A 19766-nucleotide genomic window follows, 5' to 3' on the forward strand; every position below is an offset into this window, starting at 1 on the left:
TCGGTGTTCTGGACGGTTCCTCCGCGTACGCGGAGATAGGCCCTTGTTCTACTACGCGCCGGCAGCAAAGAAAGAGGTTCCTCCGCGTACGCGGAGATAGGCCCTCGGCGAAGGATTCGATCCGGAGCCGACTCCAGGTTCCTCCGCGTACGCGGAGATAGGCCCAAGCTTCCGGGGCAGTTCTGGGGCGAGGGCATGGTTCCTCCGCGTACGCGGAGATAGGCCATAGTAGGCGCCTAAATCTTTGTTAAGCCCCGCGGTCCTCCGCGTACGCGGAGATAGGCCCTGGCAGGGGACGCATGAGTTCCATCAACTGCGGGTTCCTCCGCGTACGCGGAGATAGGCCCGCGCGCGGCGAATGCGCCACCATTGCGCGATGGTTCCTCCGCGTACGCGGAGATAGGCCCGAGCTGAAGGGCTCGGGGTTAGGCACCGGCATGGTTCCTCCGCGTACGCGCAGATAGGCCCTGGTGCGCGACCTGATTGCCGTGCTGATGCAGGGTTCCTCCGCGTACGCGGAGATAGGCCGCGCACGCTGGGGCCGCGTACGCGGATAGGCCGTGCAGCACCAAACCACGTTCTTCATCGAGCCGATTCCTCCTCATACGCGGAGATAGGCCACGTCCCACCCCCATGACGCCCCCATTCCACCCCCATGACGCATTCCTTCTATGTCGCGGATTTATGTCGGCGTCTACTGAACCCGCTTCGCCATGAACCCAAGCGGTCTCACTCCGCGTCAAGAGGAACCAAAATGCCCACCGCCACGCATCCCCGCGCAAGCGCCGCGGCGCGGCTCGAACGCCTGCCGTTTTCGAGCTATCACCGCACTATCTTCATCATCATCGCGGTGGCCTTCTTTTTCGATTCCGTCGATCTCGGCACGATGACCTTCGTGCTCGGTTCCATCAAGACCGAGTTCGGCTTGTCGACGGCGACAGCCGGCCTCGTTGCAAGCGCCAGTTTCTTCGGCATGGTGCTGGGCGCGGCCGTCGCGGGCCTGCTTGCCGATCGCTTCGGCCGACGCCCCGTGTTCCAGTGGAGCATGGTGCTATGGGGCGTCGCGTCATATCTCTGTTCGACGGCGCATTCCGTCGAATCGCTGATCCTCTATCGCGTGCTGCTTGGCATCGGCATGGGAATGGAGTTCCCGATTGCCCAGACGCTGCTGTCCGAGTTCGTGCCGACGGCATCGCGCGGCAGAGTGATTGCCCTGATGGATGGCTTCTGGCCGCTCGGCTTCATCGCATCGGGCGTGGTCTCGTACTTCGTGTTGCCGCACTTCGGCTGGCGCACCGAATTCGCGTTGCTCGCCATTCCAGCCGTGTTCGTGCTGATCGTGAGGCGCGTGGTGCCCGAGTCACCGCGATGGCTCGAACATCGCGGACGCACGGCGGATGCCGAAGCCGTGCTAACGCAGGTAGAGGCGAAGGTGATGAAGGCGACCGGCTTGCGCCAGTTGCCTGCGCCCTCCATGCTCGCCGAGCCGCCGGTTGCAAAAGGCGTGGGCGCATTCCGCGAGATCTGGAGTGCGGCGTACAGGCGTCGCACGGTGATGGTGTGGATGCTCTGGTTCTTTGCGTTGCTCGGCTTCTATGGGCTGACTTCGTGGCTTGGCGCGCTGATGCAGCAAGCAGGCTTTGCGGTGACGAAATCCGTGCTCTATACGGTGCTGATTTCGCTTGGCGGCGTGCCGGGCTTCCTGTGCGCGGCATGGCTCGTCGAGCGATGGGGACGCAAGCCGACATGCATTGCATCGCTTGTCGGCAGTGGCGTGATGGCTTATCTGTACGGACAGACCGCGCTGCATGCCGAAACCCCGACCTTGCTGATCTGCGCGGGACTGGCGATGCAATTCTTCCTCTTCGCGATGTGGGCCGCGCTCTATACCTATACGCCCGAGCTGTACGGAACCGGCGCGCGTGCCACGGGGTCGGGCTTCGCGTCGGCGATCGGGCGCGTGGGATCGTTGATCGGGCCGTATGTCGTGGGCGTCGTATTGCCGGTGTTCGGGCAGGGCGGCGTGTTCTCGCTCGGGGCGGTGTGCTTCGTGGTGGCGGCCTCGGCGGTTTGGGTGTTGGGAGTCGAGACGCGCGGTGTCGCCTTGGAGAAACTCGTCTCGGAAGCCGAGCAGGACGAAGGCGCAAAGGTCTGGGCCTCGGCTGAGAACTGAACCCCTGTCGCTCACAACCAAACCCACGTCGCATTCGACGCCAGTGATTCTCGCGGCCCGGCGTACTCTTCCCGCACGGCCGCGAGCATCGCAGAGAACAGCTCGCACCCGCCGTCCACGCATCCAAGGAGACGAGTCACATGAGCACGAATCGCGGCGTCGTATATCTCGGTCAGGGCAAGGTCGAAGTCCAGTCCATCGACTATCCGAGAATGGTCGATCCGCGTGGCCGCGACATCGGCCACGGCGTCATACTCAAGGTCGTCAGCACTAACATCTGCGGTTCGGATCAGCACATGGTGCGCGGCCGCACGACCGCGCCCATCGGCCTCGTGCTGGGCCACGAGATCACCGGCGAAGTCATCGAGATCGGACGCGACGTCGAAACGCTTTCCATCGGCGATCTCGTGTCCGTGCCCTTTAACGTCGCGTGTGGACGCTGTCCCACGTGCAAGGCGCAGCACACCGGCGTGTGCCTCAACGTGAATCCGTCGCGCGCGGGCGGCGCGTATGGCTATGTCGACATGGGCGGCTGGATCGGCGGGCAAGCGGAGTACGTGATGGTGCCGTACGCCGACTTCAACCTGCTCAAGTTCCCCGACAAGGCGCAGGCGATGTCCAAGATCCGCGACCTCACCTGTCTCTCCGACATTCTCCCGACCGGCTATCACGGCGCCGTGATGGCGGGCGTGAAGCCGGGCGCGACGGTCTACATCGCGGGCGCGGGACCGGTCGGCATGGCGGCGGCTGCGTCGGCGCGTCTGTTGGGCGCGGCCTGCACCATCGTCGGCGACATGAACGAAGAGCGTCTCGCGCACGCGCGCAAGATGGGCTTCGAGACGGTCGATTTATCGAAGGACGCCACGCTCGGTCAGCAAATCGAGCAGATTCTCGGCAAGCCGGAAGTGGATTGCGCCGTCGATTGCGTGGGCTTCGAGGCGCGTGGTCATGGCACCGACCACCACGCGGAAGCGCCCGCGACGGTGCTCAACTCGCTGATGGAAATCACGAAGGCGGCGGGCGCCATCGGCATTCCGGGTCTTTATGTCACCGACGACCCCGGCGCCGCCGATGCCGCCGCGCAGAAGGGCAGCCTGAGCATCCGCTTCGGTCTCGGCTGGGCGAAGTCGCATTCATTTCATACCGGTCAAACGCCGGTGATGAAATACAACCGCAATCTCATGCAGGCCATTCTGTGGGACCGTCTGCCGATTGCGGACATCGTGAACGTGTCGGTGGTTTCGCTCGATGCAGCGCCTGAGGGTTATCGACAATTCGATGGCGGCGCGCCGCGTAAATTCGTGCTTGATCCGCATGGCCTGCTTCAAGCGGCCTAAGAAAGAAAGCGCCTCTTGAACAAGAGGCGCTTTTTTCATTCAAGGCACAAACAAACTCAGGCCACCATCACACGCACCGAACTCAAAGGCGGCACTTGTTTTCTGCGCTCGCGCGTGGGAGCGGTGCCGAATGCATCGCGATAACTCTTCGAGAAATGGCAGGCGGACTGAAACCCGCACGCCATCGTGATGTGCATGATCGACATATCCGTCTGCAACAGCAGCTCGCGCGCGCGTCGCAAGCGCAGCGTCAGATAGTAATGCGTCGGCGTCATGCCGAGATGCTCGCGAAAGAGCCGCTGCAATTGCCGTTGCGACATGCCCGCCAGCCGCGCGAGTTCTTCGCGCGACAACGGCTCTTCAATGTTGTTCTCCATCAGCGAGATCACTTCGAACAAGGACTTGTTGGCCGATCCGAGCCGTGCCACCAGCGGCATGCGCTGTTGCGCGCTCGTATCTCGCACATGTTCGACGATGAACTGCTCGGCAATCTGCGTCACGCGCGACGTGCCCACGCGCGCAGCAATCAGATTCAGCATCATGTCGAGCGGCGCGACGCCGCCGGTACACGTCACGCGGTCGCGGTCGATCACGAACAGTTCCTTGAGGAAGCGCGTGTCCGGGAATTCTTCTTTAAGCGCCGACATGTTTTCCCAGTGGATCGCGCACGCATAGCCCGCGAGCAATCCCGCGCGCGCAAGCGCATACGTGCCGGTGCACAGACTGCCGAGCACGCAGCCGGTGCGCGCAAAGCGGCGCAATGCGGACAGATGTTCGAGCGCGGTGCAACGCTGCACGTCGATGCCGCCGACCACGAACACGATATCCGGCTGGCCCACGCATTCCACCGGTCCCGTATCGACGGAAAGACCATTGCTCGCCATGACCGGTCCACCCGTCGGACTCACGATGGACCATCGATACAACGGCTGTCCCGTCAGGTAATTCGCCATGCGCAGCACTTCGATCGCGTTGGTGAACGCCATCATCGTGAAGTTAGGAAGCGGCATGAAAGCGAAGTGCGACAGCGATGCCGTGCGATCGGGAGACATGGGGAATTCGATTCCTTGGAATCTATTGGTCGACGCCGTCGAATGCGGCGCTAGTCACTTTTGCATTGTGATTTCGAGTGCAACTACCATGCCATAAGGCTAAACCCTGACCGCTTCTATATGCACTGAGACAAGTATTTAAAGCACGCACTAACGCAGCGCGAAGGCGCGCTTTCAGGCACAGAGAAAGCGCACGTTCGTTCCTCGGCAGTGCACCGCGTGCGAGCGGAAGCGCCCTACACCCAAAGCGTATTCGCCACTTGTCGAAAAAGGACGCGCATGTCGGAAAAGGGCAAGAACACGTCTGAATTCATAAATTGACCAGCAAGGCGAGAGTCAAGAATAGACGCAACGATGAAGACACGAGCGGCCGGAAACACGCGACGCAGGCTTCATCCAACGACCGTATTTTCTGACCACGGACTCAAGCCCATGTCGAACTCGAATCCCTTCTTCGAAGCGCCCCTCGCGGCCCGCGACGCCTCCGTACGCAGCGCAATACTGAAAGAGCTGGAGCGCCAGCAATCGCAGGTGGAACTGATTGCGTCGGAAAATATCGTGTCGCGCGCGGTGCTCGAAGCGCAAGGGTCCGTGCTCACGAACAAGTATGCCGAAGGCTATCCGGGCAAGCGCTATTACGGCGGCTGCGAATTCGTCGATGAAGTCGAGGCGCTCGCCATCGATCGCATCAAGCAACTCTTCGGCGCGAAGTTCGCCAACGTGCAGCCGCATTCCGGCGCGCAGGCCAACGGCGCGGTGATGCTGGCGCTCGCCAAACCGGGCGACACCGTGCTCGGCATGTCGCTCGATGCGGGCGGTCATCTCACGCATGGCGCAAAGCCGGCGCTATCGGGCAAGTGGTTCAACGCCGTGCAGTACGGCGTGAATCGCGAGACCATGCTGATCGACTACGAACAGATCGAGGAGCTTGCGCAGCAGCACAAGCCGTCGCTCATCATTGCGGGCTTTTCTGCGTATCCGCGCAAGCTCGATTTCGCGCGGCTGCGCGCGATTGCGGACAACGCGGGCGCAAAGCTGATGGTCGATATGGCGCATATCGCGGGCATCATCGCGGCGGGGCGTCACGACAATCCGGTCGATTACGCGCATGTCGTGACATCGACTACGCACAAGACGCTGCGTGGTCCGCGCGGCGGCTTCGTATTGACCAACGACGAAGATATCGCCAAGAAGATCAATTCTGCCGTGTTTCCGGGGCTGCAAGGCGGTCCGCTCATGCACGTGATCGCGGGCAAAGCCGTTGCATTCGGCGAAGCGCTTCAGCCCGACTTCAAGACGTATATCGACAACGTGCTCGCCAATGCTCAGGCACTCGGCGACGTGCTCAAGGCGGGCGGCGTCGATCTCGTGACGGGCGGCACGGACAATCATTTGCTGCTCGTCGATCTGCGCCCCAAGAATCTGAAGGGCAACCAGGTCGAGCAGGCGCTGGAACGCGCAGGCATTACCTGCAACAAGAACGGCATTCCGTTCGATACCGAAAAGCCCACTGTCACCTCAGGCGTTCGTCTCGGCACGCCAGCAGGCACGACGCGCGGCTTCGGCGTCAACGAATTCCGCGACATCGGCCGCCTGATCATCGAAGTCTTCGATTCGCTGCGTGAGCATCCAGAAGGCGATCCGCAAACCGAACAACGCGTGCGCCGCGAAATCTTCGCGCTGTGCGAACGCTTCCCCATCTACTGAGCACACGGAGCAACAAGCGATGAGCACTCTGCACGATAACAGCATCATCATCGATGGCCTCAACATCTCGAAGTTCGAACGCTCCGTGTTCGAAGACATGCGCAAGGGCGGCGTCACGGCGGTGAATTGCACGGTGTCGGTGTGGGAAGACTTTCAGAAGACCATCGACAACATTGCGGAAATGAAGCAACAGATCCGCGATTACAGCGAGATTCTCACACTCGTGCGCACGACAGACGACATCCTGTGCGCGAAGAAAGAGAACAAGACGGGCATCATCTTCGGTTTCCAGAACTCGTATGCATTCGAGGACAACCTGGGCTATATCGAAGTGTTCAAGGAACTGGGCGTGAACGTGGTGCAGCTCTGCTACAACACGCAGAATCTAGTGGGCACCGGCTGTTACGAAGCGGATGGCGGTCTCTCCGGCTATGGCCGCGAAGTGATTCAGGAAATGAATCGCGTGGGCATCATGGTCGATCTGTCGCATGTGGGTGCGAAGACGTCATCCGATGCGATTGCCTGTTCCAAGAAGCCCGTCACGTATTCGCATTGCTGCCCGTCGGGCCTCAAGGAGCATCCGCGTAACAAGACCGATGAGCAACTGAAGGAAATCGCCGATGCCAACGGCTTCGTCGGCGTGACGATGTTTTCGCCTTTCCTTAAGCGCGGCCCGGATGCGACGGTCGAGGACTATCTGGAGGCCATCGACTACGTGGTGAATCTTATCGGCGAAGACCGCGTGGGTATCGGCACCGACTTCACGCAAGGCTACAGCACCGAGTTCTTCGACTGGATCACGCATGACAAGGGCCGTTATCGCCAGCTTACGAACTTCGGCAAGGTTGTGAACCCGGAAGGAATCCGAACGATAGGCGAGTTCCCGAACCTGACGGCTGCGATGGAGCGCGCGGGCTGGAGCGAATCGCGCATCAAAAAGGTGATGGGCGAGAACTGGCTTCGCGTATTCGGCGAAGTGTGGAACGTGTGAACGCAACGAGACAAGAACAGGAACCCGCGATGCAACCGCAACTGCCTATCGACGTCAATCCGCAAACCGGCGTCTGGACCACCGACGCGCTGCCGATGCTCTACGTGCCGCGTCATTTCTTCACGAACAATCATGTGGCCGTAGAAGAAGCGCTGGGACGCGAGACGTATGCCGAGATTCTCTACAAGGCCGGCTACAAGTCCGCGTATCACTGGTGCGACAAGGAAGCCGAGAAGCACGGCATCGCCGGCATGGCGGTGTTCGAGCATTACCTGAAGCGCCTTTCGCAGCGCGGCTGGGGGCTTTTCGATATCGTCGAATCGGACCCGCAAAGCGCGATGGCGCGCGTTCACTTGCGGCATTCGTCGTTCGTGCTCGCGCAACCGGCCAAGCACGGCAAGCTCTGCTACATGTTCGCTGGCTGGTTTGCGGGCGCGATGGACTGGGTGAACGACACCGCGTCCGATGCCGCGAAAAGAGGCCCCCGCTCGCGTTCCATCGAAACGCAATGCGCCGCGGAAGGCCACGACCATTGCGTGTTCGAAGTATCGCCGCTCGCACTTTAGACGTCGTAGCGAAATCATCCCGAGGTCGTCCGTCATGCGTTACCCGAACCTTTTCAAGCCGCTCACACTGAACACGCTGACCTTGCGGAACCGCATCGTCAGCACGGCGCATGCGGAAGTGTATGCGGAGCCGGGCGGCCTGCCCGGCGATCGTTATATCCGCTATTACGAGGAAAAAGCGAAGGGCGGCGTGGGCCTTGCCATATGCGGCGGATCGAGCCCGGTGTCGATCGACAGCCCGCAAGGCTGGTGGAAGTCGGTGAATCTCTCGACCGACAAGATCATCGATCCGCTGGCGCGCCTGGCCGAAGCCATGCATCGTCATGGCGCGAAGATCATGATTCAGGCCACGCACATGGGCCGCCGCTCCGCATGGCATGGCGAGAACTGGCCGCATCTGATGACGCCATCGGGCGTGCGCGAACCGGTGCATCGCGGCAACGCGAAGATCATCGAAGTGGAAGAGATTCGCCGCATCATCGACGACTTTGCGGCGGCTGCAAAGCGCGTGAAGGATGCCGGCATGGACGGCATCGAGATATCGGCGGCGCACCAACATCTGATCGATCAGTTCTGGAGTCCGCGCACCAACTTTCGCACGGATGAATGGGGCGGCTCGCTTGAGAACCGGCTGCGTTTCGGCGTGGAAGTGCTGAAGGCCGTGCGCGGGGCGGTCGGCGCTGATTTCTGCGTGGGCCTGCGCATGTGTGGCGACGAGTTCCATGAAGACGGCCTGTCGCACGAGAACCTCAAAGAGATTGCGCAGGCCATGTCGGAGACGGGCCTGATCGATTACATCGGCGTCATTGGTTCCGGCGCGGATACGCATAACACCCTCGCCAACTGCATGCCGCCGATGGCGCTTCCGCCCGAGCCGTTCGTGCATCTCGCAGCGGGTATCAAGTCGGTCGTGAAGCTGCCGATCATGCACGCACAGAGCATCCGCGATGCAGGGCAAGCCGAGCGTCTGCTCGCCAACGGCATGGTCGATCTCGTGGGCATGACGCGCGCGCAGATCGCCGACCCGCACATGGTCATCAAGATTCGCGATGGCCGCGAGGACGAGATCAAGCAATGCGTCGGCGCCAACTATTGCATCGACCGTCAGTACAACGGGCTCGACGTGCTGTGCGTGCAAAACGCGGCGACATCGCGTGAGGCGACGATGCCGCATGTCATCGAGAAGACGCGCGGACCCAAGCGCAAGGTCGTGGTCGTCGGCGCGGGGCCTGCGGGACTGGAGGCGGCGCGCGTGGCGAAATCACGCGGCCATGATGTCGTGCTCTTCGAGAAGAACGATTACGTCGGCGGGCAAATCATGCTCGCGGCCAAGGCGCCGCAGCGCGAGCAGATGGCGGGCATCGTGCGCTGGTTCGACATGGAAACGAAGCGGCTCGGCGTGGATCGCCGATTGGGGCAGGCAGCCGACGACAAGGCAATCATGGCTGAGAAGCCCGATATCGTCGTGCTCGCGACGGGCGGTTCGTCGTTCACGGATCAGGTGTCTGCGTGGGGCGTGGAACAAGGTCTCGCCGTGAGCGCGTGGGACATTCTCTCGGGCAAGGTCGAGCCGGGCAAGAACGTGCTCGTCTATGACGGCGTGAGCACCCATGCGGGCGCGGGCGTGGCGGACTTCATCTCGTCGCGCGGTGCGAACGTCGAGATCGTGACACCGGACGTGAAGGTCGCCGACGACGTGGGCGGCACGACGTTCCCCATCTTCTATCGGCGTCTGTATGCGCAAGGCGTCATTCACACGCCGAACTACTGGCTCGACAAAGTGTACGAGGAAGACGGCAAGAAGATTGCCGTGCTGCGCAACGAGTACACGGAAGAGCAAGAGGAGCGCGCAGTAGACCAGGTGGTGATCGAAAACGGCAGCACGCCCAACGATGCGCTCTACTGGAAGCTCAAACCCGAATCGCTTAATCGCGGCCAGGTGGACGTGCACACGCTCTTCGCGGCGCAAGCCCAGCCATGCTTGTCCGAAGAACTCGGCAACGGGCGTTTTCTTCTGTTCAGAGTCGGCGACTGCATCTCGATGCACAACATCCACGGCGCGATTTACGACGCGCTGCGTCTCTGCAAGGACTTTTGACGAGGGCATTGCGCGATGAACCCCGTGTTTGTCATCACCGTTTTGCTGTGGGCCTCGGTCGCGGGCCTCGCCTTTGCGATCATGAGACGCGCTGCTTATTGGCGCGAAGGTCGGGCCACTGCCGCCGGTGCGTATGGATGGGCGAACATCCTTAGTATCCCGAAGCGATACTTCGTGGACTTGCATCATGTGGTCGCACGCGATCCGTACATCGCGAAGACGCACGTTGCAACAGCGGGCGGCGCGATTCTCGCGATGGCGCTCGTTTTCCTGAACTATGGTCTCGCGATTTATTCGCCGTGGATCGACAAGCTCATCTTCATCGCGGCGCTGGTCATGCTGGGCGGCACGTTCTTCGTCTGGAAGCGCAGGCACGGCGCGAAGCAGGTGCCCGCTCGTCTGTCGCGCGGACCGTGGGACGCGTTGCCGCTGCTGCTCGGCGCATTCGCGTTCGGCCTCGCGCTGTTCGCGCTGCTGCCCGCAACGTGGATGTCGGGTGCGCTCGCGATCATCGTCGCATTGGCGATAGCGGCGGGCGCTTACACGATGACCTTCGGCGCCGCGCAGGGCGGTCCCATGAAGCACGCGATGGCGGGTCTTCTGCATCTCGCGTTTCATCCGCGGCAAGAGCGATTTAAGGTGCAGCACGAGCACGACGTGGTGCCGCCCACGGCGCTGAAAATGCCGGTGCTCGATGCGAAGGAATATGGCGTCGGCAAGCCCGTCGAGTTCCGCTGGAACCAGTTGTTGAGCTTCGACGCATGCGTGCAATGCGGCAAGTGCGAAGCCGCGTGTCCCGCGTTTGCATCGGGCCAGCCGCTCAACCCCAAGAAGCTGATTCAGGACCTCGTGACCGGCATGGTCGGCGGCACGGACGCGGCGTATGCGGGCAGTCCCACGCCAGGCATTCCGGTCGGCAAACATGCGGGCGCGCCGGGCAAGCCGCTGATATCGAGCATGATCGAGGCGGACACCATCTGGTCCTGCACCACATGCCGCGCGTGCGTGCAGGAGTGCCCGATGTTGATCGAACATGTCGATGCCATCGTCGATATGCGCCGCAATCAGGCGCTCGTCGAAGGCGACGTACCCGGCAAAGGCCCGATCACGCTCGCGAATCTGCGCGAGACGGGCAGCGCGAACGGCTATGACATCGGTGCGCGTTACGACTGGTCGGTGGATCTGCAAGTGCAGGTCGCGCAGCCGGGACGCCCCGTCGATGTCTTGCTGATCGCAGGCGAAGGCGCGTTCGACATGCGCTATCAACGCACGCTGCGCGCGTTCGTGAAGGTGCTGAACAAGGCGGGCGTCGATTATGCGGTGCTCGGCGCCGTCGAAACCGATACGGGCGATACCGCCCGACGCCTAGGCGACGAAGCCACGTTCCAACAATGCGCCTCGAAGCTCATGGAGACGCTCTCGCGTTATACGTTCCGGCGCATCGTCACGGCGGACCCGCACGTGCTGCACAGCCTGCGCAACGAATATCGCGCGCTTGGAGGCTACTACGAAGTGCAGCATCACACGGCGTTCATGGCCGAACTCATGGGCAACGGCAAGCTCACGCCGAAGGCGGCGGCTGTGCTCGCGGACAAGAAGATCACGTATCACGATCCCTGCTATCTCGGCCGTTACAACGGCGAAACGGACGCACCGCGCAAGCTGCTGAAGACTATCGGCATTCAGGTTGTCGAGATGGAAAGGCACGGCATGCGCGCACGCTGTTGCGGCGGCGGAGGCGGTGCGCCGCTGACGGACATTCCCGGCAAACAGCGCATACCCGACATCCGCATGGCGGATGCCAAAGCGGTCGGCGCAGACGTGGTCGCGGTAGGCTGCCCGCAATGCACCGCGATGCTCGAAGGCGTGGTCGGCGCGCGCCCCGAAGTGCTCGACGTGGCGGAGCTGGTCGCCGCAGCACTGGAGTAACGCATGAACACCATCAAACGAATCGATCCGCGGCGGCCGTTCATCGTCACGACGGCGGGACTGCGGCGTATCACGCTGGGGGAAGTCGGTACAGGCGCGTCGCACGATTTCGGTTCGCCTCATGCGACGCATCGCGATATCGCGAAGCCGCTTCGCATGACGAAGCCCGCGCGGCGCAGCGTACTGGTGGCCGCGCATACGGATCGCGGCGCGCTGGAAGATCACGCGCGTCAGGCGCTCGCCGCCGCCGCGTTGCTAGCGGACGTCGACACCGAAGTCGTGCTGATCGCGTTCGGTACATTGAACGACAACGCGGCATCGCTCGGCGCGGATCGTTTTATAGAACTGGACGCGTTCGATAGCCACCGCTTCGCGCCCGACGAAGAACTGCGCGCGCTGGCCGCGTGCGCCGCAGCGTTCGCGCCGGCGCATCTCTTCATGCCGGACAACGCAACAGGCGACGGCGACCTCGGGCGCCGTTACGCCGCTCTCGCCGATGCAAGCATCGCGACGCATGTCGTCGAACTCGACGCCGCGCACGCCGCGAGCTATGCGCAAGCGGGCCGCGCGTGGGCATCGCGTGCGTTGCCGCATGTCGTGCTCCTTGCGCCGAATGCCGTGGATGCCAAGCTGCCCTTCGTCGGCGCTGGCGAGCGGGTGGCCAGCGACGGCATCGTGCCTGCATCGACGGCGAGTGCGTATATCGATCTGGGCATCGAAGAGCTAGACGCCGCGCAGATCGCGCTGGAAGAGGCGGATTTCATCGTGTCGGCGGGCAATGGCGTCTCCGACGTTGCCGCGTTCGAAACGCTTGCCAGCACGCTCGGCGCGGCAATAGGCGCGAGCCGCGTCGCCGTGGACGACGGCAAGTTCACGCGCGACAAGCAGATCGGCGCAACGGGCAAGACCGTGCAGGCAAGCGTGTATATCGCGTTCGGCATCTCGGGCGCGGTGCAGCATCTGCAAGGCATCAAGGATTGCCGCCACGTTATCGCAGTGAATTCCGATGCCAGCGCGCCCATCGCGAAGCGCGCCAATCTCACGGTCGTCGCGGATACGCACGAGACGATCAAGGCACTCACCGATGCGGCGGCTGCCGCGCGTGCATCGCGTGGGAATGGCGCGTCACTTGTCCACGATGCGCCGCTCGCGGAAGGAGTATTCGCATGAAGATCGCCGTGCTCGTTTCCGTGGGATGCCATCCGGTGAGCGGCGTCGCGCGCTATAGCCGCAACGACGCGGCTGCGCTGACGATCGCGCTGGATATCGCAAGACAACACGGCGCGCAACTCGACGTGTTGCACGCGGGCGATCTGGCCAGTCTCGCGCTTGCCGAATATCTTGCGCTCGGTGCACAGCGCGTCGAAGTGCTCAACACCGATGGCGACGCGTGCGCGGCGCTCGCACAGCGCATCGCGGGCTATGACCTCGTGATGACGGGCACGCGTGCAGAAGGCGCGTTCGATAGCGGCACGCTGCCGTACAAACTGGCGAATGCGTTGAATATCGCGCTCGTCGGCTCGGCGGTGGATGTCAGCGTGACGAGCGAAGGCGTCGATGTTCGCCAGTTCATGCCGAAGGGCTTGCGCAGGCGCGTGCGCGTGCAATTGCCTGCGCTCGTCGCCGTGCATCCGCTTGCCAATGCCGCGCCGCGTTATGCGTATGCGCGTATGCGCGAAGGACACGTCGTGCCGGTTGCGGCTCACGCGCCCGTGGACAACGAGCGCAAAGCGTGGACGCTCGGTCCCATTGCCGCGAAGCCCAAGCGCCTCGCCGCGCCGGAAAAGCGCAGCGGCCACGCGCGCATGCTCTCTGCAACCACGACGGAAAGCCGCGGCGGAAGCGTCGTAATTGAAGGGAGTTCCGTCGAAAAAGCACAAGTGATTCTCGCGTATTTGCGCGAGCATCGACTCGTCGATTACTGATGTCGACGTGACGCAGAGACACACGGGCCAAAAGCGATGCAGGAGCACACGATGAAAGTATCGGCAGACGTTCGCGCAATGATCGAACGCCGCAAGAAGGGCTACACGCTCGAAGCGCCGTTCTATACGAGCGAGGAGATTCACGCGCTCGATATGGACGCGATTTTCAAGCGGCACTGGATTCAGGTGGCTGTGGAGCCGGACGTGCCCGAGCCGGGCGACTACACGACAGTCGAGATCGGCAATGATTCGATACTCATCGTGCGCGACGACGACATGCAGATTCGCGCGTTCCATAACGTGTGCCGTCATCGCGGCGCGCGGCTGTGCAACGAAGAGAAAGGCTCGCTCGGCAATATCGTGTGCCCGTATCACAGCTGGACCTACAGTCTCAACGGCGACCTCATGTTTGCCGAGCACATGGGTGACCAGTTCGACCGCTGCAAGCACAGCCTCAAAAAGGTCCACGTCGAGAATCTCGCAGGCTTGATCTTCATTTGTCTCGCCGATGAACCGCCCGCCGACTTCGCCGTGATGCGCGCGGCCATGGAGCCGTATCTGCTTCCGCATGGCCTGAAGGACTGTAAGATCGCGGCGAGCATCGACATCGTGGAGAAGGGCAACTGGAAGCTCACGATGGAGAACAATCGCGAGTGCTATCACTGCGTCGCGAATCATCCGGAGCTGACCATTTCGCTCTATGAATACGGCTTCGGCTATCAACGCTCACCCGCCAACGAGGAAGGCATGGCCGCGTTCGAGCGCACGGTCGTCGAGCGCACGAAGCAATGGGAAGCGATGAACCTGCCGTCCGTCGAGATCGATCGCTTGTCCGATCTCGTCACCGGTTTTCGCACGCAGCGCCTGCCGCTCGACCGCGACGGCGAATCGCAGACGCTCGATGCGAAGGTGGCGTCGAAGAAGCTGCTCGGCGGCTTCGCGCGTGCGGACTTGGGCGGCTTGTCGTTCTGGACACAGCCGAATTCGTGGCATCACTTCATGAGCGATCACATTGTGACCTTCTGCGTGATTCCGCTGTCCGCAGGGGAAACGCTCGTGCGCACGAAGTGGCTCGTGCACAAGGATGCGCAGGAAGGCGTCGATTACGACGTCGATAACCTGACCGCCGTATGGCGCGCGACGAATGATCAGGATCGCACGCTTGTGGAGTACTCGCAGTTGGGCGCGGTCAGCAGCGCGTATGAGCCGGGCCCGTATTCGCCCTATACGGAAGGGCTGGTCGAGAAATTCAGCGAGTGGTACATCGGACGGCTCGGCGACTATGCGAACGCGCCTGACGAGAAGCTCGCGTCGCATGGCGAGAAAGTCGTTTCCTTCATGCGCTAGGCGCGTTAAAGAGGCACATCATGATGCGCGATCAGGCCACGTTCGAGCCGACACCGAGCCGCGTGACTCAACCGAGGTTCTGGGGCGCGCTGCCCGCGCGCTGGAACAGCGACACCGACGATACGCTCGTCTGCTGTCACGTGCGGCAGGAAACGCACGACGTGAAGAGCTTTTTCTTCCGTTCGGCGGATGAGCGCACGTTCGTCTTCGAGCCCGGACAATTCATCACACTGGAACTCGATATCGACGGCGAGCCGGTGAATCGCTGCTACACGATCTCGTCCGCGCCCACGCGCCCGCACACCATCTCGATCACGGTCAAGCGCGTGCCGGGCGGAAAGGTGTCGAACTGGCTACATGACAACGTCGTCGCGGGATCGCGTGTGCGCGTGCTCGGGCCGTCGGGCGAGTTCACGTGTGCGCGGCATCCGGCGCGCAAGTTCCTGTTTCTCTCGGCGGGATCGGGCATTACGCCGCTCATGTCGATGAGTCGCGCGCATCACGAACTCGGCGACGATGCCGACATCGTCTTCGTGCACAGCGCGCGCACGCCCGACGACATCATCTTCGCTCGCGAGCTGGATCTCATCGCTTCGAATCATGCGAATTTCCGCACGGCGTTCGTATGCGAGCGTGTGGGCGCGCGCACGAACTGGCCTGGAATTACGGGCTTTCTGAGCTTGCCGTTGTTGAAGCTGATCGCGCCGGACTTCCTGGAACGCGAGGTCTTCACGTGCGGTCCCGCGCCCTATATGGAAGCCGTGCGCGATCTGCTCGACGAAGGCGGCTTCGACCGCCAGCACTATCACGAAGAGAGCTTCTCGTTCGAAACCATCGCCGAGGTGGCATCGCAACTGGCGAGCGCGCATGTCGGCGACGCAATCGCCCAGAACGCCGACACCATCGAAGCTCGCGATAACGCGAGCGGCTTCGCGCCCGCGCCCGTCGACACGACATTCAAGGTGAGCTTCGCGAAGAGCCGGCGCGAGATCGAATGCGGCAGCACGCAGCATGTGCTCGACGCCGCGAAGAAAGCCGGCGTGCGCCTGCCGTCGTCATGCACGCAAGGCATGTGCGGCACGTGCAAGGTGAAGCTGGTCTCGGGCGAAGTATCGATGAAACATGCAGGCGGCATCCGACAGCGCGAAATCGATCAGGGCATGGTGCTGTTGTGTTGCAGCACGCCGCTCAGCGATCTTGTCGTCGACAAATAACACGTCGCTTCTGGACAACTGCGTGTCGTAAAAGCGCGTTACGTGGCATTTCTGGCTGGCGATTCTGCATACACGGCGTGGGGCCGCAAAGGGGAGAGTAATGAAAGCAATGAGAAGACTGTTCGTGCTGGGCGCGATGAGCGCGGCCCTCGCCGCGAGCTTCGGTGCGGGCGCCGATGAAAAACCGACCATCAAGATCGGCTACGTCGAAGGATGGGACGATAGCGTGGCGACGTCGAACGTGGCGGCGCGCATCATCGAAAAGCGTCTTGGCTATCAGGTGCAACTGGTGCCCGTCGCGGCCGGCGTGATGTGGCAGGGCGTGGCGCGCGGCGACCTGGACGCGACGCTTTCCGCATGGCTGCCGGTCACGCACGGCGCATACTGGAACAACTTCAAGTCGAAGGTCGTCAATCTCGGACCGAACTTCAATGACGCGAAGATCGGCCTTATCGTGCCGGAAAACGCGGACGTGTCGAGCCTGTCCGATCTCGAAGCGAAGAAGGCGGAATTCGATTCGCGCATCGTCGGCATCGACGCGGGTGCGGGCGTCATGCAGAAGACCAGCGAAGCGATCAAGGCGTACAACCTCGACTACAAGCTGATGCCGAGCTCGGGCAGCGCGATGACGGCGGAGCTTGCGCGTTCGGAAGCGGCCAAGAAGCCGATCATCGTGACCGGCTGGAAGCCGCACTGGATGTTCGCGAAGTACAAGCTGAAGTTCCTCGACGATCCGAAGAAGGTCTTCGGTGAAGCCGAGCACGTGGATAACGTCGTCAATCCTGAACTCGAAAAGAAAGCGCCGCCTGTCGTCGCGTTTCTGAAGAAGTTTCAGTGGAAGCCGGGCGAAATCGACAGCGTGATGCTCGCGACGCAAAACGGCGAGAAGCCGACCGCCGCCGCGGATGCATGGATCAGCGCGCACGGCGATCGCGTGGATAGCTGGGTCAAATAAGCGCTTCGCCGCACCGAGGAAAAAGCGCCGCCCGAGAGCGGCGCTTTTGCGTTTCAGGCCATTAGCGCAGCACGACGGTGCGCTCGCCGTTGATGAACACGCGTCGCTCAACGAACGCCTTCACCGCACGCGCGAGCGTGATGCATTCGACATCGCGCCCGGTCGCGAGCAGACGCTCCGGGCTGTAGGAATGGTCGACGCGCTCCACTTCCTGCTCGATGATCGGGCCTTCGTCCAGATCGTCGGTGACGAAGTGCGCGGTCGCGCCGATCAGCTTCACGCCGCGCGCATGGGCCTGATGGTACGGCTTCGCGCCCTTGAAGCCGGGCAGAAACGAATGATGAATGTTGATGGCGCGGCCCGCGAGCTTGCGGCTTGTTTCGCCGGAAAGAATCTGCATGTAGCGCGCGAGAATCAGCAACTCCGCGCCTGACGTCTCGAAGAGATCGAGCACGCGCGCTTCCTGCTGTGGTTTGGTGTCCGCCGTGATCGGCAGATGATGAAACGGCAGCCCGTGCTGCGAGGCGAGCGGCGCGAGATCCGTATGATTCGACGCAATGCCCGCGATATCCATCTTCAGTTCGCCCATGCGCCAGCGGAACAAAAGGTCCGCGAGACAGTGCTCGAGCTTGGACACCATGATGAGCACCTTCGGACGCACGGCGAGATCGTGCATGGCCCACATCATCGAGAAGCGCGCGGCAATCGGCGCGAATTCGCGTTGCAGCATGGCGAGGTCGAGCGTGTCGTCCCGGCGCGCGGCATGGAAGACGCAGCGCACGAAGAAGCGTTCGCTCAGGTCGTCGTCGAAGACGCTGAGTTCGTCGATATAGCCGTGATGGTGTTCCAGAAAGCCGACGATTGCGGCCACCTGGCCCGCTGCGCTCGGACACGCGACGGTGAGCACCAGCTGATTGAGGCGGGATTGCGGTGACATGCGTGCTCCACGTTCGAAAGAATGCGTCGCCCGGAATGGGGCGAGCGTCTCGCTAGTAGAGCAAACGGAACGGCGCACGCGATAGAAGCGGTGCGCCGTCGCACTGGTACGAAAGCGTCAGCCCGCTTGCAGGCTCACGCGTTCCTGCGCGGACATCAGCATGGCGCGCATCGGCGATTGAATGGCGACGAAGTGCACCATCAAGCTCGACGGCTGCTGGAAATACCAAGGCGTGTTGAGGCTCATGCAGTCATGGCCGCTGTGCAGCGTCCAGCCGAGGCGCTCGCGCAGCAAATTGGCGATGATCGTCTGGTCGCCGCCGTTCGCGTAGGTGCTGGATTTGTCGGGCGCGGCGCTCACGTGGCGATAGATTTCTTCGACGAAAGCCGCGTTCTCAGCCGTGCGCCTGAAGCCGAGCACGCCCGCGTTGATGACCCACGGACCAATGTCGTGCGCGGCGAGAATGTCTCGATTGGCGAGCAGCGGTTCGAGCGGCTTCTTCTGATTGACGAAGAGGATGTCCGCATCGATCCAGATCATCCATTTGTGTTGCGGCAGATGCTTGCGCAGAAACCACGGCTTGAGCCACGTGCCGGTGCTGCCGGGATCGGCGTCGGCGGGCGTGTCGCGATAGACGTAGAGCGTGTAGCCGTGACGCTCGCAATAGCGCCGCATGTTCTGCTCCGCGATTGCGCCGTAGTTGCGCACGTTCGGCGTGTAATACGTCACCAGCGCAATGGGCCGGCCGGGATTGAAGACGCTGAAGGGCTCGGCGCTCGTGTATGCCGCGTGCCGCGAAAAGTCGAGCAGACGCGCGCCTTTCTGCTGACAGTCGTTGATGTGCTCGGCGAGCGCGTTGCGAAACGACGGATGGATGAACCCGTACATCTCCTGTTCGGACATGACGATGGTCCACAAATTAGCTTGCTTCGCCCATACCGGTTCGAAGCGCGGATTGCAGAACATGGCGCACATGATGCCGCCGCGCTCGCCGTGCGGCTCGATGTAGTCGAGCGGGGAGAGGAGCTGGATTTCATCGTCGGTGCTGCCGCAAATCTTGCATTGCTCGATGCAATGAACGATGAAATCGCGAATGGGCTGCGTATTGCGCCAGACCTGAACTGCCGTCTGTTCTTTGCCGGTGTTGCCGCCGAGCGCGGGCAGAAGGTGCTGACGGCCGTCGGCCATCGGTTCGACCGGATGCATGTTGAGCACGAGGCAGTCTTCGCTGAAGCAGACGAGCAGCGCATGTTCGGGCATCTGCCGCAGATGATGCAGCACCGTTTCGTATTTCAGCAGCAGGCGTTGCGCTTTGGCTTCGAGCCCGATCATCGATATGGCTTCGTGTTCGTAGCCGAGTTGGGCGCAATAGTGCTTGTGGTTCGCGAGCACTGCGGGTGCATCGACGCGTAGAAAGCTCAGGCAGCGGGTAGTCATAGGTCGTACGGGAACAATGCGGATGTTGCTTGGTTGCGGTTTTTTACAGTTTTTCGAAGTATGGGGACGGTGCGTTCGTAGCGGAATCGGGCGTGTCT

Annotated in this window: 15 protein-coding genes and 1 CRISPR repeat array (1 of these 16 only partly in view); of the genes, 12 read left to right on the forward strand and 3 right to left on the reverse strand. The window is 62.1% G+C overall.

From position 1 onward, the window contains the following. Window positions 1–620: direct repeats of the CRISPR family, unit length 28 nt; it begins 230 nt to the left of the window's first position. A gap of 134 nt (window positions 621–754) precedes the next feature. Together P9239_RS04175 and fdhA are read left to right on the forward strand one after the other, a co-directional pair. Next, window positions 755–2173 carry an MFS transporter gene (locus tag P9239_RS04175; RefSeq protein WP_309749222.1) on the forward strand — a complete coding sequence of 473 codons (1419 nt, stop codon included), beginning with the start codon at window positions 755–757 and terminating at the stop codon, window positions 2171–2173. Between the two features lie 140 nt (window positions 2174–2313). Continuing rightward, on the forward strand, window positions 2314–3510 hold the full coding sequence (fdhA, locus tag P9239_RS04180) for a formaldehyde dehydrogenase, glutathione-independent (protein WP_309749223.1): 1197 nt from the start codon (window positions 2314–2316) through the stop codon (window positions 3508–3510). 56 nt (window positions 3511–3566) lie between these two features. Here the strand turns inward: fdhA and P9239_RS04185 are convergent, their stop codons facing one another. Then, complete coding sequence (locus P9239_RS04185; protein ID WP_309749224.1) at window positions 3567–4562, reverse strand: GlxA family transcriptional regulator; 996 nt, start codon at window positions 4560–4562, stop codon at window positions 3567–3569. Window positions 4563–4994: 432 nt separating this feature from the next. Between P9239_RS04185 and P9239_RS04190 the strand changes: the two genes are divergently transcribed. The 10 genes from P9239_RS04190 (at window position 4995) to P9239_RS04235 (ending at window position 17294) form a co-directional block, all read left to right on the forward strand. Then, window positions 4995–6269 (forward strand): serine hydroxymethyltransferase, encoded by a 1275-nt coding sequence (locus P9239_RS04190; protein ID WP_309749225.1) that lies wholly within the window; start codon window positions 4995–4997, stop codon window positions 6267–6269. A gap of 19 nt (window positions 6270–6288) precedes the next feature. Further along, window positions 6289–7260 (forward strand): dipeptidase, encoded by a 972-nt coding sequence (locus P9239_RS04195; RefSeq protein ID WP_309749226.1) that lies wholly within the window; start codon window positions 6289–6291, stop codon window positions 7258–7260. Window positions 7261–7289: 29 nt separating this feature from the next. Next, window positions 7290–7826, forward strand: coding sequence for a DUF5943 domain-containing protein (locus P9239_RS04200; RefSeq protein WP_309749227.1), 537 nt, complete (start codon window positions 7290–7292; stop codon window positions 7824–7826). Between the two features lie 34 nt (window positions 7827–7860). Beyond that, the gene (locus P9239_RS04205; RefSeq protein ID WP_309749228.1) at window positions 7861–9924 is read left to right on the forward strand and encodes an NADH:flavin oxidoreductase; all 2064 of its coding nucleotides are present in this window, start codon (window positions 7861–7863) and stop codon (window positions 9922–9924) included. A gap of 15 nt (window positions 9925–9939) precedes the next feature. After that, window positions 9940–11853 carry a (Fe-S)-binding protein gene (locus P9239_RS04210; protein WP_309749229.1) on the forward strand — a complete coding sequence of 638 codons (1914 nt, stop codon included), beginning with the start codon at window positions 9940–9942 and terminating at the stop codon, window positions 11851–11853. Between the two features lie 3 nt (window positions 11854–11856). Then, a complete protein-coding gene (locus P9239_RS04215; RefSeq protein ID WP_309749230.1) occupies window positions 11857–13023 on the forward strand; it encodes an electron transfer flavoprotein subunit alpha/FixB family protein in 1167 nt (388 codons plus the stop codon). Then, complete coding sequence (locus P9239_RS04220) at window positions 13020–13778, forward strand: electron transfer flavoprotein subunit beta/FixA family protein (RefSeq protein ID WP_309749231.1); 759 nt, start codon at window positions 13020–13022, stop codon at window positions 13776–13778. Before P9239_RS04215 ends, P9239_RS04220 begins: the two co-directional genes overlap by 4 nt. Before the next feature lie 51 nt (window positions 13779–13829). Continuing rightward, entirely contained in the window at window positions 13830–15125 is a 1296-nt protein-coding gene (locus P9239_RS04225; RefSeq protein WP_309749232.1) for an aromatic ring-hydroxylating dioxygenase subunit alpha, read from the forward strand. A 20-nt stretch (window positions 15126–15145) separates the two neighbouring features. Further along, window positions 15146–16339 (forward strand): 2Fe-2S iron-sulfur cluster-binding protein, encoded by a 1194-nt coding sequence (locus P9239_RS04230; RefSeq protein WP_404980141.1) that lies wholly within the window; start codon window positions 15146–15148, stop codon window positions 16337–16339. 100 nt (window positions 16340–16439) lie between these two features. Beyond that, window positions 16440–17294, forward strand: coding sequence for a glycine betaine ABC transporter substrate-binding protein (locus tag P9239_RS04235; RefSeq protein ID WP_309749233.1), 855 nt, complete (start codon window positions 16440–16442; stop codon window positions 17292–17294). Window positions 17295–17355: 61 nt separating this feature from the next. On the opposite strand, the gene purU is transcribed toward P9239_RS04235, so the two are convergent. Both purU and P9239_RS04245 read right to left on the reverse strand, forming a co-directional pair. Beyond that, window positions 17356–18231, reverse strand: coding sequence for a formyltetrahydrofolate deformylase (gene purU / locus P9239_RS04240; RefSeq protein ID WP_309749234.1), 876 nt, complete (start codon window positions 18229–18231; stop codon window positions 17356–17358). 117 nt (window positions 18232–18348) lie between these two features. Next, window positions 18349–19668, reverse strand: coding sequence for a hypothetical protein (locus tag P9239_RS04245; RefSeq protein WP_309749235.1), 1320 nt, complete (start codon window positions 19666–19668; stop codon window positions 18349–18351). Window positions 19669–19766: the final 98 nt, after the last annotated feature.

Source organism: Caballeronia sp. LZ062, assembly GCF_031450785.1.
Taxonomy (GTDB): domain Bacteria; phylum Pseudomonadota; class Gammaproteobacteria; order Burkholderiales; family Burkholderiaceae; genus Caballeronia.